The sequence below is a fragment of the Sinobaca sp. H24 genome (assembly GCF_023845525.1).
Map to the genome: position 1 here is coordinate 84,153 of NZ_JALBWT010000004.1, position 15,129 is coordinate 99,281.

The 15,129-nt window shown below is 46.3% G+C and carries 16 protein-coding genes and 1 pseudogene; 14 read left to right on the forward strand and 3 right to left on the reverse strand.

The genetic code is table 11. The features are described 5' to 3' along the window. Window positions 1–51 precede the first annotated feature (51 nt). Entirely contained in the window at window positions 52–687 is a 636-nt protein-coding gene (locus MMY81_RS07720) for a pentapeptide repeat-containing protein (protein ID WP_252312339.1), read from the reverse strand. A gap of 202 nt (window positions 688–889) precedes the next feature. Between MMY81_RS07720 and MMY81_RS07725 the strand changes: the two genes are divergently transcribed. The 5 genes from MMY81_RS07725 to MMY81_RS07745 all read left to right on the forward strand — a co-directional run bounded on the left by MMY81_RS07725 (window position 890) and on the right by MMY81_RS07745 (window position 6,085). Next, window positions 890–2,092, forward strand: a complete 1,203-nt coding sequence (locus MMY81_RS07725) for a sensor histidine kinase (protein WP_252312340.1) — start codon at window positions 890–892, stop codon at window positions 2,090–2,092. Next, window positions 2,028–2,669: a response regulator transcription factor gene (locus MMY81_RS07730; RefSeq protein WP_252312341.1), complete on the forward strand. Its 642-nt coding sequence runs from the start codon at window positions 2,028–2,030 to the stop codon at window positions 2,667–2,669. Before MMY81_RS07725 ends, MMY81_RS07730 begins: the two co-directional genes overlap by 65 nt. Window positions 2,670–2,779: 110 nt before the next feature. After that, window positions 2,780–3,712, forward strand: a complete 933-nt coding sequence (locus MMY81_RS07735; RefSeq protein ID WP_252312342.1) for an ABC transporter ATP-binding protein — start codon at window positions 2,780–2,782, stop codon at window positions 3,710–3,712. Window positions 3,713–3,722: 10 nt separating this feature from the next. Then, window positions 3,723–4,985, forward strand: a complete 1,263-nt coding sequence (locus tag MMY81_RS07740) for an ABC transporter permease (protein ID WP_252312343.1) — start codon at window positions 3,723–3,725, stop codon at window positions 4,983–4,985. Further along, a complete protein-coding gene (locus MMY81_RS07745; protein WP_252312344.1) occupies window positions 4,982–6,085 on the forward strand; it encodes an ABC transporter permease in 1,104 nt (367 codons plus the stop codon). The genes MMY81_RS07740 and MMY81_RS07745 overlap by 4 nt, the downstream gene beginning before the upstream one ends. 69 nt (window positions 6,086–6,154) lie before the next feature. On the opposite strand, the gene MMY81_RS07750 is transcribed toward MMY81_RS07745, so the two are convergent. Next, a complete protein-coding gene (locus MMY81_RS07750; protein WP_252312345.1) occupies window positions 6,155–7,447 on the reverse strand; it encodes a cytosine permease in 1,293 nt (430 codons plus the stop codon). Window positions 7,448–7,761: 314 nt separating this feature from the next. Between MMY81_RS07750 and MMY81_RS07755 the strand changes: the two genes are divergently transcribed. From MMY81_RS07755 to MMY81_RS33300, 9 genes are read left to right on the forward strand one after another with little or no spacing between them, the layout of a single operon-like run. After that, on the forward strand, window positions 7,762–8,100 hold the full coding sequence (locus MMY81_RS07755; RefSeq protein ID WP_252312346.1) for a GntR family transcriptional regulator: 339 nt from the start codon (window positions 7,762–7,764) through the stop codon (window positions 8,098–8,100). Between the two features lie 8 nt (window positions 8,101–8,108). After that, window positions 8,109–8,417: an FCD domain-containing protein gene (locus MMY81_RS07760; protein WP_252312347.1), complete on the forward strand. Its 309-nt coding sequence runs from the start codon at window positions 8,109–8,111 to the stop codon at window positions 8,415–8,417. Between the two features lie 17 nt (window positions 8,418–8,434). Further along, window positions 8,435–9,145: a biuret amidohydrolase gene (gene biuH / locus MMY81_RS07765; RefSeq protein ID WP_252312348.1), complete on the forward strand. Its 711-nt coding sequence runs from the start codon at window positions 8,435–8,437 to the stop codon at window positions 9,143–9,145. Beyond that, a complete protein-coding gene (locus MMY81_RS07770) occupies window positions 9,142–9,564 on the forward strand; it encodes a cupin domain-containing protein (RefSeq protein WP_252312349.1) in 423 nt (140 codons plus the stop codon). Before biuH ends, MMY81_RS07770 begins: the two co-directional genes overlap by 4 nt. Then, the gene (locus tag MMY81_RS07775; protein WP_252312350.1) at window positions 9,557–10,264 is read left to right on the forward strand and encodes a cysteine hydrolase family protein; all 708 of its coding nucleotides are present in this window, start codon (window positions 9,557–9,559) and stop codon (window positions 10,262–10,264) included. The genes MMY81_RS07770 and MMY81_RS07775 overlap by 8 nt, the downstream gene beginning before the upstream one ends. 16 nt (window positions 10,265–10,280) lie before the next feature. Continuing rightward, window positions 10,281–11,789 (forward strand): amidase, encoded by a 1,509-nt coding sequence (locus tag MMY81_RS07780; RefSeq protein WP_252312351.1) that lies wholly within the window; start codon window positions 10,281–10,283, stop codon window positions 11,787–11,789. An 11-nt stretch (window positions 11,790–11,800) separates the two neighbouring features. Beyond that, window positions 11,801–12,532, forward strand: coding sequence for a 5-oxoprolinase subunit PxpA (locus MMY81_RS07785; protein ID WP_252312352.1), 732 nt, complete (start codon window positions 11,801–11,803; stop codon window positions 12,530–12,532). Beyond that, complete coding sequence (locus MMY81_RS07790; RefSeq protein ID WP_252312353.1) at window positions 12,529–13,389, forward strand: formamidase; 861 nt, start codon at window positions 12,529–12,531, stop codon at window positions 13,387–13,389. Before MMY81_RS07785 ends, MMY81_RS07790 begins: the two co-directional genes overlap by 4 nt. Next, a complete protein-coding gene (locus MMY81_RS33300; protein ID WP_256497872.1) occupies window positions 13,389–13,523 on the forward strand; it encodes a hypothetical protein in 135 nt (44 codons plus the stop codon). The genes MMY81_RS07790 and MMY81_RS33300 overlap by 1 nt, the downstream gene beginning before the upstream one ends. A gap of 49 nt (window positions 13,524–13,572) precedes the next feature. Here the strand turns inward: MMY81_RS33300 and pruA are convergent. After that, window positions 13,573–15,119 (reverse strand): annotated as a pseudogene (gene pruA / locus MMY81_RS07795) (L-glutamate gamma-semialdehyde dehydrogenase). Window positions 15,120–15,129: the final 10 nt, after the last annotated feature.

Sequence of the window (15,129 nt, forward strand, 5' to 3'; positions counted from 1 at the left end):
TGTCTGCGTGCTAAAAACGCAGACAGAATTTTTTTATGGAATAGAAAAAAATTAATCTACAATGTCGAGCCCGAGAAGAGCTGCAAACTGCAGGGCCTGGTAACTGGAGACTTTACAGCCGAATAAATTTTCCGGAGATATCGTAAGAGAATCAAACGTAGATGTGCTGATATCGATTCCCTTTAAGGACGTTTTCTCAAAGTTGGCATCTGTAATATTGCAGGACTGAAAGGCGACATTTTTAAAGAGGCAGTCATAGAAATCAGTGTGCACCAGTGAGCTGTCCTGGAAGACCGTTTTTTCGCATTTGGACTCACTGAACGCTGCAAGGTTTAAAAGGGAGTTTTCAAATGACACATGGCCGATCCGGGATTCAGTAAAGTTGACCCCCAGCAGCTTGCAGCTGCGGAACACGACACGGTGAATGGAAGAATGGCTCAAATCAGCGTTGGAGAAATCGCAGTTTTCGAACTCCACATCCGTTAAGTCAATGTCCCGGAAGACCGTGTGTGCAAACCGGCAGTTCTTAATAATCATCTTCGACAAGCGGGCCCGCGGCAGCTTTTCCGCTTCAAAGGAAGAATCCGAAATGGAACAAAGTTCGAGCTCCGGGTCTTCTTCTGTCAAGATAGCATTAAATTCTTTCGGAAAAAGATTGTTCGGGATCTTAGGAGCATTTATTTTCATGACAAAAAACCTCTTTCTATGAGTATCGTTTAACTATAAGAAAAAGACAGTTGGAAAAACAGACTGTATTTTTTGCTGGAGGTGTGAACAAAGGTAATAACGTAAATAATTTCACGTACTATACTAAATTAATAATTAATAAACCAACCTATTATTTATATATGATAATGTTAAAGAAAAACCTGAGGCGGGGTGAATCACGATGCATATAGTCGAACGGCATCAGTTTTGGATATGGCTCCTGCTTTTGATGGGAGGATGGGCATCCATTTTACTTACCCCATCTTCGTTAATAGAGCTTCCGCTGAAAGTCCTGCTGGCGGCTTTCTTCTTTACCGCGTTTTTTCTGCTTCCACTCGCAGATGAACATTTGAAAGCGCAGGCCGGGCTTATCCTGCTGCTGGGCCTGCTCGCCGGCGCGGCAGCGTTTCCGTTGGGAACTGCGGAGCCTATGTATGAACTGCTGCTCGTTTATTCGCTGCTCGGCGGACTGGCGGTTTTTTATCTGCCTGGTGCATATGCAGCCGGACTTGGTGCCGTACTTATTGTTCTTGCAGCACTGGGCGGACTGGCGGGTAACATTAGCTTTTTTCTGCTGTACATACTAACGGCCGGTACAGGATTAACGATGTATAAGTTTATGTTTATGAAAGAGCAGCGGCTGTCCCAACGAAATGAAGTTTTATTTACAGAATTCCGCCGGATGAAACGCTCTTTAATTTCAGGAGAGCAGGCGGTGCGCCGGGAAGAACGAACCCAAATCGCAAGAGAGATCCACGATTCGGTCGGCCATAAATTAACGGCTCTATTAATGCAGCTTGAAGTCTTTAGAATTCAGCACGCTCCGGAGAAGCAGGAAGAGCTGCAGGCGCTGAAACAGCTTGCTAATGAAAGTCTGGAAGAAACAAGATCGGCTGTGAAATCACTGAAACGTGACGAAAGTGCGGGACTCCCGGCGATTTTGCTGCTTATCCGCAAGTTGGAAGCAGAAAGTATGGTGACGATCCATTTTACCATTAAAGAAAGAGCACTCACTGCCCCTTTAAGCAACGAGCAGTCTATAGCCGTTTATCGAGGCGTACAGGAAGCAATTACGAACGCCATGAAGCACGGCAGTACCAATCAATTAAGCATCATATTTGAAGCTCCGGCCGGCCATATTTTCCGGTTTATTGTAAGCAACCCTGTTAAATCCGGAAATTCTTTAAAGGAAGGCTTTGGTCTTTCTTCCATGAGAGAACGAATGGAGGAAGCAGGAGGCGCTTTGAAAGTAGAAACATATCAAGAGACATTTATTGTAACGGGAACACTGCCATTGGAACAGGAAGGAGGTGGAGATATTGATTCATATACTGCTGGCGGAAGATCAGAACATGGTACGACAGGGACTGAAAGTAATGATTGAAACGGACGAGAGCATGCTGGTGAGCGGGGAGGCAGCAAACGGCCTTGAAGCCATCGAGCTTTGCCAGAGCGGAAAATTCTTTGATATCGCCATTCTTGATATCCGTATGCCGGTTATGGACGGACTGAAAGCTGCAAAAAAACTGCACGAAGACTATCCGCGTATGAAAATTCTCATGCTCACGACATTTAACGACGATGAGTATGCGATTGAAGCGCTGAAAAACGGAGCAAGAGGCTACCTGCTGAAAAATGCGGACACAGAAGAGCTGATCCGCTCCATCCACACCTGCCTGGAAGGTGGACTCGTCCTGGAAAGCCATGTCGCAGCCAAGGTGCTTCCTAATTTAATCGGACGAAGCCCTCAGGAAAAACAGTTTCTGGATCCATCACTGACCGAACGGGAAGTGGCACTCATCTGCTGCGTGGGAAAAGGAATGAACAATAAAGAAATAGCAGATACCCTTCATCTTTCTATCGGCACGGTAAAAAATCAGATCAGCGTCATACTTGATAAGCTGGAGCTTCGGGATCGGACTCAGCTTGCGATTTATGCGATCCGCAATCAGATGGTGTAAAGAAATGACGAAAGTCATCCTGGAAATACAGCATCGATGACCTAAGACAGTGGGAGCACTGTCTTTTTGTTTATATACTACATATAACTACAAATGAAGGAGGTACGTCTATGCTGGAGGTAGAGAATGTTTCCAAATCATTTAAGGGCAGAAATGTAGTGGAGGGAATGAATCTTTATTTGGAAAAAGGCGAGTCGATCGGTCTGCTTGGACCAAACGGAGCCGGGAAATCAACGACTATTTCCATTATTTCATCACTCATTAAGCCGAGCAGCGGCGACGTGAAGCTGAACGGAAGCAGTGTGATTAAAAAACCGGCAGCGATCCGCAAGGTAATCGGCATTGTACCGCAGGACATCGCATTATATGAAGAGCTGTCCGCCTATGAAAACCTGCTCTTCTTCGGCCGGATGTACGGTATGAGCAAAGCCGGACTGGCAGCAAAAATACAGGAGGTGTGCAGGCTGGTCGGGCTGGAAGACCGCCAGAAAGATATAGTTAAGACGTATTCCGGCGGCATGAAACGAAGGGTCAATATTGCGGCAGCACTTCTGCATGACCCGGAAATTTTAATTATGGACGAACCGACGGTTGGCATTGATCCTCAGTCCCGCAGCTATATTCTGGAAATGATCCGAAACTTAAATATAGAAAGAGGAATGACCGTGTTGTACACGAGCCATTATATGGAGGAAGTCGAACGGCTCTGTGACCGTGTGTATATTATGGATCATGGAAAGGTTATTTCGTCCGGCACAAAGGAGGAGCTGAAAAATATTCTTTCTGCCGAAGAAACCATTTATATCGATTTTGACAGGGTGTATCCTGCGATGTATGACGAACTCCAGCATCATCAAGACATTCTGCGGGCATCAGAAACCGAGCACGGCCTCAAGCTGATTGTACCTAAGGGAAGCCGCCTTTTAAGCCGGGTTTTTCAAATTACTGAACGGCATAAAGCCCAGGTTACCAATGTGAACGTCAGCGTTCCATCACTCGAAGATGTGTTTCTCCATTTAACGGGACGCAAACTTCGTGATTAGGGGGAGTAACGTGAGACCTTTTCTTATTAAGGATTTTAAAATAATGCTTCGGGACCGCTCGGAGCTTGTGGCACTGCTGCTCATGCCCTTCATCATCATGGGAATACTCGGGACGGCCTTAAGCGGTGTAATGGAAGGTGATACATCTTCTATTGATATCCAGCTGGCTGTAGTCGAAGAAGATGCGCAGCAGGAGGGCATTGCGGCTTTCCAGGAGCAGGTCAGAAACAGCGGAATGCCTCCGGAAGCGGAAGGGGAACTAACTGCTGCCGCCGAACAAATGAATCCGGTCCGTTTATTAAACAATATGCTGGAAGATCCGGAACTGGCGGAAATGATTCACGTGCAGACGATGGAGCAAAGCGACGCAGAAGCAGCTGTTCATGCAGGGGATGTAGATGCAGTGCTTACTTTTCCGGAACACTTTACGGAGGATACGCTGAATGCGATGTTAATGAATAATGGAAATGGAAGCGAACTGGAGCTGCTTGTCAGTGATGAAGGCTCTATCAATACAACAATTCTGGAAGATCTGCTGGCTGGCTTTACAGATAATCTTAACGCAGAAAGTGCCATTGCAGCAGCCGGCGGTGAGGAGGCTGCCTCAATAGAAATCGGCGGCACCGAAACGCTGTCCCAAAATGAGCCGGTCAGTGCGATGCAGTACTATTCAATCGGGATGGCCGTTATGTTTGTCCTTTACGTTGCGGGTACCATAGCTAGTAAGGCATTCGTAGAAAAACAGCAGCAGGTGTACAACAGGATTATTTTATCCGGAACAAAAACCTGGAAATATCTGGCTGGGAAAATTATATCCACTGCTGTAATTGCTTTTGTACAGCTGACCATTCTCTTTATTCTTTCCGCTCTCGTATTTCGAACCTTTGAACTAACTTCTTTTTCCTTTTGGATAGGGATGCTCGGCATTTCTGCCGTTCTCGCAGTCTGTGTAGGATGTATGGGCGGCTTGTTGACTTCCTTATCTATCCGCACTGAATCAGATACGGCCTCAGGAGTTTTTACAGGCGTTATTGTAACACTGTTTGCGTTTGCCGGAGGCAGTTTCTTTCCGCTGGATGGTATGCCTGCCTTTATCAGTGCCTTTGGAAGCTGGACGCCTAATGGAGCGGCGATGAACGCGTATATACGCTGGGTGCAGGGGTTTGGGTGGAGCGAGCTGGCATGGCCGATCATGCAAATTGGTCTCGTTTCCATTGCAGCAGCCATAATCAGCTTTCTGGTCTTTCCGAGAAGGAGGTCGGTATCCTCATGAAAGCTATATTCTTTTTACAGTGGAAACGACTGCGGCGGAAGCCTTATCTCGTTCTTACATTTTTCGTGCTTACGCTGTTGTTTGTCTTTTTCTTAGGAAGCAACAACCAGGGAGGGCAGATGGAAGTCAATGCATACTCAGGGGAAGACGTGCAGGAAGCAGAGGCTGCCGGCTGGATAGACAGGCTCAATGAGTCGGACTCCTTTCATTTTGAACTGGTGGATGAAGAGCAGGCACGAAATGCCGTTATGGACGGAAGCCGGAGCCTGGCGCTTGAAATAAGAGAAAATGACTACCGGATGCTGGTTGCGGTGGAAGACCAGAATCATCAGCTGGTCGACAGCTATGCGAATCAGGTCTTCAGGGAAGAACAAAGGCTGCAGCAGGCAGAGGAGCAGACAGGAACAGTTGATCTGAGAGAACGGGTACAGGAAGAAATGGACCACCCACCGCTTGATTTAACGATTACTTCAGTAAGCGGGGAAGAAAGCGGGTTTGTGTATAACGCCAGCCTGCAGGCGCTGTTTGGAATGACGCTGTTTTTTTCCATGTACACGATTATGTTCAGCCTTTCCAACGTAGTAGACGAAAAACGGCAGGGCACATGGGACCGGATGATCGTGTCGCCGCTCCGAAAATGGGAAGTATATGCGGGCCAACTAGCGTACTGCTTTGTACTCGGTATGCTGCAGATTATGATGATCTTTGTCTTTTTTGAATGGGTGCTTGGTTATGACGTTAATATTCCTTTGGGAACGACAGCCGTTATTACAGCCTGCTTTACGTTTGCTGTCGTTTCTGTCGGTATGCTGCTGATCGGACTGGTCCGGACAACCCAGCAGCTGCAGGCAGTCATACCTATTGTCGTCACCTCGATGGCGATGCTCGGAGGAGCCTTCTGGCCGCTGGAAATCGTGTCAAATTCGTTTGTGCTCGCATTATCCAAGGGAACGCCAATGTACTATGGGATTCAGGCTCTGCATGATGCTTCGGCGCTTGGATATGGAATTTCCGGCCTGGCCGGCCATTTATCCCTGCTTATTCTGTTTGGTGTTCTCTGCATGGGTATCGGTATCAACTTAATGGAACGCAGAATTTAAAAAAGCAGAAATCCTCGATAAATGGAGGATTTCTGCTTTTTTTATTATTTGAAACAATAACTATTCTGTTTATTTATGCTTAACTCCTTCCGTCGTTGCTGCATGCTGTTCGGCAAAGACGCCGGGAGCAGCTCTTTTTTGTAAAAACAGTTTTCCTAATACAGAGTAAATGCTGAAGGCTGCAATGATACCAATGACAGCATTAGGTACGGCTGGAAAAGTAATAAGCGTGAAATAGGAAATAATAGATCCTGTTAAGGCAGATGACAGGGCATAGGCGTTGAAGCCTGCTCGTTTTGAATTGTATTCCTGTTCGCTTCTCTGCACGATAAAGTATTCAGCTATAATAACCGCTCCAATAGGAGGAACGATGATGCCAAGCAGATTCATCCAGCCCTCCAGATTGGAGATAACGCCGGTCGCTGCAATAAAAGATCCTAATACACCACCAAAAATAACGGCATGTTTCCATTTTATTTTAGAGCTTAAGTTAGCGTACCCCATCGTTGCATTGTACAGGCAGCTGTCCGATGTAGACCAGTTGCTCAAACATACGGCAATCACAAGAGGTATGCCGGCCGCTATCGCTGTCATACCAAAATACGAATCAATGGTGGGAGCAGCTGCACTGGCAAGAGCTCCAAGGGAGAGCGCGCCGCTGTTGCCTACAAAGAAAGCAATACACGTGACGATAACGGCATGATAACTATTTTTCGCATATCGTACAATATCTCCCGTCATCGTACCGCTTACGACAAATAGTCCAAGAGCGATACTAATACCAAGGCTGAAGGGCTGCGCCTCCTGCGGTGTGCTGATCCATGCACTTTCACCGGCAGGGACGATAATAGCAAAGATAAGATAAAGCGCCATGATCAAAATAGCAGGTATAGCAACGTAACGGAGATAGACCATAAACCGGTAGGATAAAGCAGACAACAGAAACAAAATACCAAATAAAAATCCCCAGATGATTGTATTGCCGCCCCATAAAACAGAGATTAAATCAGCCATCAGCCAGGGCTGATATGCAAACCAGCCATTAACTATAAGAGCGGTGATTAGAATAGGAATCCAGGCTCCCTTCACGCCAAATGTCGCTTTGACCATCATCGGAAAAGAAAACCCGGTGCGTGCGGCAATAACCGCTATAAACCCTGAAAAAATAACCAAACATCCACTTCCTGCCAAAATCGCAAAAAGTGCGTTAGGCATTCCAAGGGCTGCTTCAATTTCGCCTCCTACCCAAAAACTCATAAAGCTGACAGCGAAACCAAGCCAGATCAGCGAAGGTTTATACAAGGGTTCTCTCTGATCTTTTCCAACGGGCACATCATGTTTTTCCTGAATAGATGATGACATAATTTCTCTCCTTTAAATGGCTTATTTTGTGATCACAACTGATTAGGTTTGATAGTAGCATGATAAAACGAAATCAAAAGGAAGTTTGTCAGCAAGTCTGACAAACATTCTTGAAAATCTGCTGTTTAAAAAAATACCTTCTATATATGGGACTGAATAATCGTTTTTTCAAAAAAACATACGATAAAAGCAGCACGGAATTTGACTGTCAGCATTTCTGACAGACCAGTGGCGGGGAAATATGTAATTCGATAAGGTGACATTAATTAAACTGTGATCACAAAAAGAGAGAATGATAGAGAGGGATGTTTAGAATGGAAGAGTTACAGGTGGCGGGTGGAACAAAAGCGGACGAAGTCTACGCTAAATTACGGCTGCAGATTGTCTCAGGTGATTTCATGCCTGGAGATAAAGTAACCATCCGGCAGATAGCAGGCTTATATCAGGTGAGCATGATGCCGGTAAGACAGGCTTTAGCCAGACTTCATTCAGATGGATTTGTATCGATTATTAACCGCACCGTAAAAATAAAAGAGCTTTCGGCAAAGGATGTTAAAGATATATTCGCGATCCGCATCCGCCTGGAAACATTGGCACTGGAGTGGGCTATTCCTCATATTGATGAAGAAAAAGCGGGCATCTCCAGCAGATAATTGACCAGATGGGGAAGGAATACAATCCCGACATAGAATGGGGAAAATTAAATAAGCAGTTTCATTTAACGTTTTATTCCTACGCGGATTCGCCATCCTTATTGTCTACGCTGCGGGACATATGGGGATCTGTAGAAGCGTATATGAACATTTATGCTTCTTCCTCCTCTAATCTGGAAACTTTTCCTCTGTCTTATGAAGAGCATCAGCAGCTTATTTCCTTTGCCTACCGTAAAGAAACAAATAAAGCACTCGATCTGTTAGTAAAGCATCTCTCTAATACGAGAGACGTTATCTTACAGGAATTAAGTAAATAGAAAGAGGGATGTTAAAAATGAGTATTCAGGCACAACCTTACAGCTGGCCTTTTAACCAGCATATTACACCGCAGAATACCGCATTGATCGTAATTGATATGCAGAAGGATTTCTGTGGAAAAGGCGGATATGTAGACAGCATGGGGTATGATCTTGCATTAACCAGACGCGCAATTGAACCGATTCAAACCCTTTTGAAAGAAGTGCGTTCGATAGAGGGGTTTACGATCATACATACCCGGGAGGGCCACCGCAGCGACCTGTCTGATTTACCGGAGAACAAACGCTGGAGAAGTAAACAAATTGGAGCGGAAATTGGAAGCGCCGGTCCTTCCGGTCGAATATTAGTTCGCGGCGAAGAAGGCTGGGAAATTATTCCGGAACTGGCGCCGGAGTCCGGCGAAATTATTATCGATAAACCGGGCAAAGGGAGTTTTTATGCCACCGACCTGGATTTAATTTTAAGAAAAAATAACATCGAAAATATTATACTAACAGGCATTACAACAGATGTATGCGTGCATACTACGATGAGGGAAGCAAACGACCGGGGATATGAGTGCCTGATTTTGGAAGACTGCACTGGCGCTACGAAGCAGTCCAACCACGAAGCAGCACTGGATATGGTGAAAATGCAGGGCGGGGTGTTTGGAAGTGTGACTCATTCCGATCACGTTCTTACGTTTCTGCAGACATTAAAACAACCAATAGGAGGACATACAAAATGAAATCAAAAGTAAATGAAAACAAACAGCTGGACTGGAACAGGTTTGAAGAACATAGACAGGTATGGAATAAAGAAGTCGTTAATGCTAAAGAGGCCGATGAGCTGCAAATCAGTGTCAGCTCGGTGCTGCGCGAACATATCGAGCCGGGAGGACAGGTTATTCCGCACTACCACAGCGTGGCAGAACTTATTCATATCACAATAGGAAAAGTAGAGTTATTAAGAGAAGACGGCTGGCATAAATACGAACAGGGAGATACCTTTTTAATTCCAAAAGGAGTGGTTCATTCCGTCAGAAATGTATCCGCAGAAATTTCCGAACAGCTCAGCATTTTTCTCCCCGTTGATGAGTCAAACGTGGGCAACGTATTTTTCGATACGGTGCTTGTCGAAGAAAAAGAGAGTACTGTGCATGAATAATTATCTAATAAAGGAAAGCACTCCTTATCCTTATGAATTTGATTTTGAACACACCGCTCTGGTAGTCATTGATATGCAGAAGGATTTTCTGGAAGCCGGAGGGTTTGCTGAAGAACTTGGGAATTCCCTGCAGCATATCCGCCGGCCTATTCAGCCTATCGCGGATCTGCTGGCACTTTTTAGATTCCATAAAGGCACTGTTTTCCATACGAGGGAATGTCATCTTCCCGATTTATCGGACTGTCCGCCATCTAAACTCAAACGAAGCAAACAGCAGGGAGCGGAAATCGGCCGTTCGGGAAAAATGGGGAGACTGTTAATAAAAGGGGAAGAAGGAAATCAAATTATAAATGAAGTAAAACCTCTGCCGGGAGAGCCGGTAATTGATAAACCGGGAAAAGGAGCTTTTTATAAAACAAATTTTGAAAAGCAGCTTTTCGATAGAAACATCCAGCAGCTAATTATTACCGGGGTGACGACTCATGTTTGTGTCCATTCCACTCTCCGGGAAGCAAATGACCGTGGTTTTGATTGTTTGGTGGTCGAGGATGCGACAGCAGCTTTTGATAAAGAAGATCATCAGTCTGCTCTCCATATGGTGTCCCAGCAGGGAGGTATTTTCGGCTGGACAGCCGCCTCGCAGCATATTATACAAAGCGTTACCAGGGAAGAAAGGAACCGTAGCATACAAAATGTATAACAGAGGAGGAAGCTGAATGAAAGTAGGAAGCGATACGATTCATGAAGCAGCCATTGAAGATATTCAGGAAGCTTTGCGCTTAAAAGAAGTGACGGCGCAGCAGGTGGTTACCCTTTTTTTAGAAAGAATTGAAGCATTTAATAAAAGCGGACCTGCTGTTCAGGCTGTAATAACAACGAATGCGGAGGCGCTGCAGCAGGCCCGGGAGCTTGATTTGTATTATGAGAAGAATGGCTCGTTCAAAGGGCCCCTCCATGGCATTCCTTTTCTCATCAAAGACCAGGCGGAAACCGAAGGTATCGTAACCACGTTTGGAAGTAGTGGGTTTCAAAACTACGTGCCGAAAAAAGATGCGGTAGTTATTCAAAAGCTGAAAAAAGCGGGAGCGATTATTTTAGCCAAAACGAATTTATGCGATTTTGCGGCGGGGTGGTTTTCCTTTTCCTCCATGCAGGGACATACGAAAAATCCGTACGACGTAAAAAGAGATGCCGGGGGTTCAAGTGCAGGTACCGCAGCAGGTGTTGCTTCCGGTATGGCCCCGGTGGGAATAGGTGAAGATACCGGCGGTTCCCTGCGTCTGCCCGCTTCTTTTAATCATTTATATACGATCCGGGTCACCACCGGACTGATCAGCCGCACAGGATTTTCTCCTTTGGTTCATTTCCAGGATACTCCCGGCCCTATGGCTGCCACCGTAAAGGATATCGCAAAAACCCTGGATGTTATTGCAGGTTTTGATCCGGAAGATAAATTTACCGTTACCGCAGGTTTAAGCCGGGATATAGGAACGTATGAAGAGTCTCTAGCTGATGCTTCGCTGGAAGGAAAACGATTTGGCATTCTTCGGGAGGTATTTGGAAAATCAGAGCATGCTTCTCCGGTAAATGAATTGATAGATGACAAAATTGAGCTTTTAAAAACTAATGGGGCTTCTATTATTGAAGACGTTCATATCCCTGATTTAGAGAATTTTCTGGCTTCCACTTCTTTGTATGAAGCCCAGTCAAAGAAGGATATCACGACTTTTCTGCAAAATAGACCGGATGCTCCGCTGCATAGTTTTCAGGAGGTATACGACAAGCAGGCGTTTCATCCGCTGAATGACTTATTTCATATTATTGCAGGCGGCCCGGAAGAACCTTCCGTCTCAGGCGGTTATTTTGAAAAAAGACAGGCCCAGGAAGCGTTCCGGCAGGAAATTCTTCATTTGATGGAAGTTCATGAACTGGATGCTCTGCTGTTTCCGGATGTGCAGATTCCCCCGCCTTCCTATGAAGAGCTGGAAAAGGAAACATGGTCGTGTTTAACCTTCCCTACAAATACAGTCATAGCCTCTCAATCCAGCCTCCCTGCGGTATCTGTGCCGGCTGGCTTCACGAAAGATGGACTGCCTGTAGGCATGGAACTGCTCGGCCGGCCTTTACAGGAAAAACAGCTGCTTCAGCTCGCTTACGCCTATGAGAAAGCTGCGCCGAAACGTCAATATCCTCTGCTTGAGTTGTATGAAAAACAAACGGAATAGGGGCGGCTCTTATGACAGAATCTAAAAGAAAGATAGATATCAACGTAGATGCAGGTGAAAGTTTCGGCGTCTATCAGTATGGAAAAGATGAAGCATTATTTCCACTGGTAGATTCAGCCAATATTGCGTGCGGTTTTCATGGTGGAGATCCTCACCAGATGAGAAAAACAATCCAGCTTGCCGCTGCCAATAATGTAAAAGTAGGGGCACATGTAGGATTTCCCGACCGATTGGGATTTGGCAGAAGAGAGATGAAGATCTCGCCGGAGGAAGCGTATGATTATATCGTGTACCAGGTTGGGGCGCTTCAGGCCTTTGCTTCTCTTTATAATATGCCGCTTCATCATATGAAACTTGATGGAGCGTTTTATATGATGGCGGCAGAGCAGGAAGAATTAGCAGAAGCGGTAGTCGGAGCCCTTTTAACATACCCCGCTCCATTAACGCTCTATACGCTGCCGGATTCGGTATTAGCAGCTAAAGCGCTGCAGGCAGAACTACCGGTTGTCCAGGAGTATTTTGCGGACCGGCCTTATCGAAATGGGAAAGTAAAAATGTTTGGGTGGACTCCGGAAGAAGTGGGAACAGAAGAAACGATCAGGCAGAGAACGGCAGCTGCTGTAACAAGTGGAAAATATGACTCGATTTGTATACACAGCGATACACCAGGAGTAGAGAAGATAGGAAAGATAGCAGCAGATCTGGCTGCTTCTCAAACAGCAATTATAGGAGGGACCCAATGAGTGGATTAAGCGGATTAAATAAATCACCAAATGGGGTGGTAGTGGGGCTGGTACAGCTGCAGCTTCCCATAACGAAAACAAAAGCGGATTTGAAAGCACAGACCAAAAAAGTCTGCGATATGGTGAGGGCGACCGAACAAATGGCAGCTCCGATTGATCTGCTCGTTTTTCCGGAGTATATGCTGCACGGTCTTTCTATGGATATGAACGAAGAAATTATGTGTTTAGTAGATGGAGAAGAGGTAGAAGCTCTTAGAAGTGCATGCAGGGAAACCGGCATTTGGGGATGTTTTTCCATCATGGAATACAATCCAGATGGAAATCCATATAATACCGGGCTGATTATCGATAATAACGGAACGATTCAATTAAATTATAGAAAACTCCATCCGTGGACGCCGGTCGAGCCGTGGGAACCAGGAAATACAGGGTTGCCGGTATGTGCGGGGCCCAACAACAGTACGCTGGGACTTGTTATCTGTCATGACGGGATGTTTCCGGAAGTGAGCCGCGAGCTTGCCTATAAAGGCGCAGATGTCATTATACGGACAGCAGGGTATACAGCTCCTATCTATCATTCCTGGAATATCACAAACCAGGCCAATGCATTCACAAATCTTGCCTATACAGTGTCTGTTGCTATGTGCGGAAGTGATGGCGTAAACGACTCCATGGGTGAAGGCATGATTGTCGGATTTGACGGCGTTCCGTTAGTAACAGGAAGCAGACGCCCGGACGAAATTATTACTGGAGAAGTAAGACCGGATCTGGCACTCGAAGCCAGAATAAACTGGGCGGTCGAAAATAATATATACCAGCTGGGGCACAGAGGGTACGTGGCTGTTGAAGGGGAATAATGGATGCACCCTACAGCTATATGGAAGATCTTAAAAACGGCACGTATAAGCTTCCCTGGGAAGACAACATCGTCCATAAAGATGGCAGACATTACGGATTTCCTAAACCCGGCGAAAAAATAAATAGTAAATAAATTTAAAAAAGCAGAAATCCTCGATAAATGGAGGATTTCTGCTTTTATGTTACAGCATCTGGCTGACGGTTTTTGGGTGCATGTGCTGGATAAGGTAATCGGGTCCGCCTGCTTTAGCATCGGTACCGGACATTTTAAAGCCGCCGAATGGATGGTACCCGACGATAGCGCCGGTGCAGTTACGGTTAAAGTACAGGTTACCGACGTGAAAGCGCTGCTTGGCATATTCCAGATGTTCGATCGTACGGGAGATCACGGCGCCGGTTAGACCATACTCGGTGTTGTTGGCGATCTCAATCGCCTGTTCATAGCTTTCTGCTGACGTGAATGCGACCACCGGGCCGAATATTTCCTCCTGCATAATACGGGAGTCGGGAGCAGCATCTGCAAACACGGTCGGCTGAATAAAGTAGCCGGTGGAGTCATCGCTTTCGCCGCCCGTTACGAGGCGTGCTTCGCTGCGGCCTATATCAATGTAGCCGGTAATTTTATCAAAGGCTTTCTGATTTACGACCGGACCCATGTAGTGCTTGAAGTCAACTGGATCGCCGACAGTAAGACGCTGCGTACGTTCTTCGATAATACTGAGCAGCTCCTCATATACGTCCTGATGGGCAATCACGCGCGAACCGGCGGAACATTTCTGGCCGGAAAAACCAAAGGCAGACTGAATCACAGCATCCGCTGCCACTTCGAGGTCGGCATCACTGTCGACAACAATAGTGTCCTTGCCGCCCATTTCAATAATAACCCGCTTTAAATGAAACTGATTTTCCTGAATAACAGCCGCACGGTTATATATACGCGTACCTGTGGCACGGGAGCCGGTAAAGCTGATTATTGACGTTTTTGGATGATCCACCATATAATCGCCGATGGCTTCCGGATCGCCCGGCACAAAATTCACGACACCTTTTGGTACGCCGGCTTCATGGAGAATGTTAACAAATGCTGCGGCAATAACCGGTGTCGGCTCTGCCGGCTTTAACAGCACGGTGTTTCCGCTGACGAGCGGTGCTACGGTGATCCCGACCATAATCGCACAGGCAAAATTCCACGGCGGAATCGACACCGTTACGCCGATCGGCTGGTACACATACTGATTGTATTCTCCCTCGCGGCTGTTAATCGGCTTGCCGTCTTTGAGTTCGATCATCTGGCGGGCATAATATTCCATAAAGTCAATTGCTTCGGCTGTATCAGCGTCCGCTTCTTTCCACGGTTTACCGGCTTCTTTTACGAGCAGAGCGGAGAATTCATGCTTGCGCCGGCGCATGATCGCTGCCGCACGGAACAGCATTTCCGCACGGGCTTCCGGTTTTGTATAGCGCCAGCTTTCAAATGCCGTTGACGCCGCCTCAAAGGCCTGATCAATGTGAGCGGTCGTCGCTTTGGATACCCGGCCGATGATTTCTTCTTTTCTGGCCGGATTAATCGAAACCAGTTTATCTTCTGTCGTGACAGCTTCCCCGTTAATCATGAGTGGATAGTCCCTGCCGAGGGACTGTTCAATGGTTTCAAGAGCGCGGGTAAATGCCTGTTGGTTTTTTCATCTGTAAAATCAGTGAATGGTTCGTGCTTGTAGGGGGTGTACATAGTAATGCCT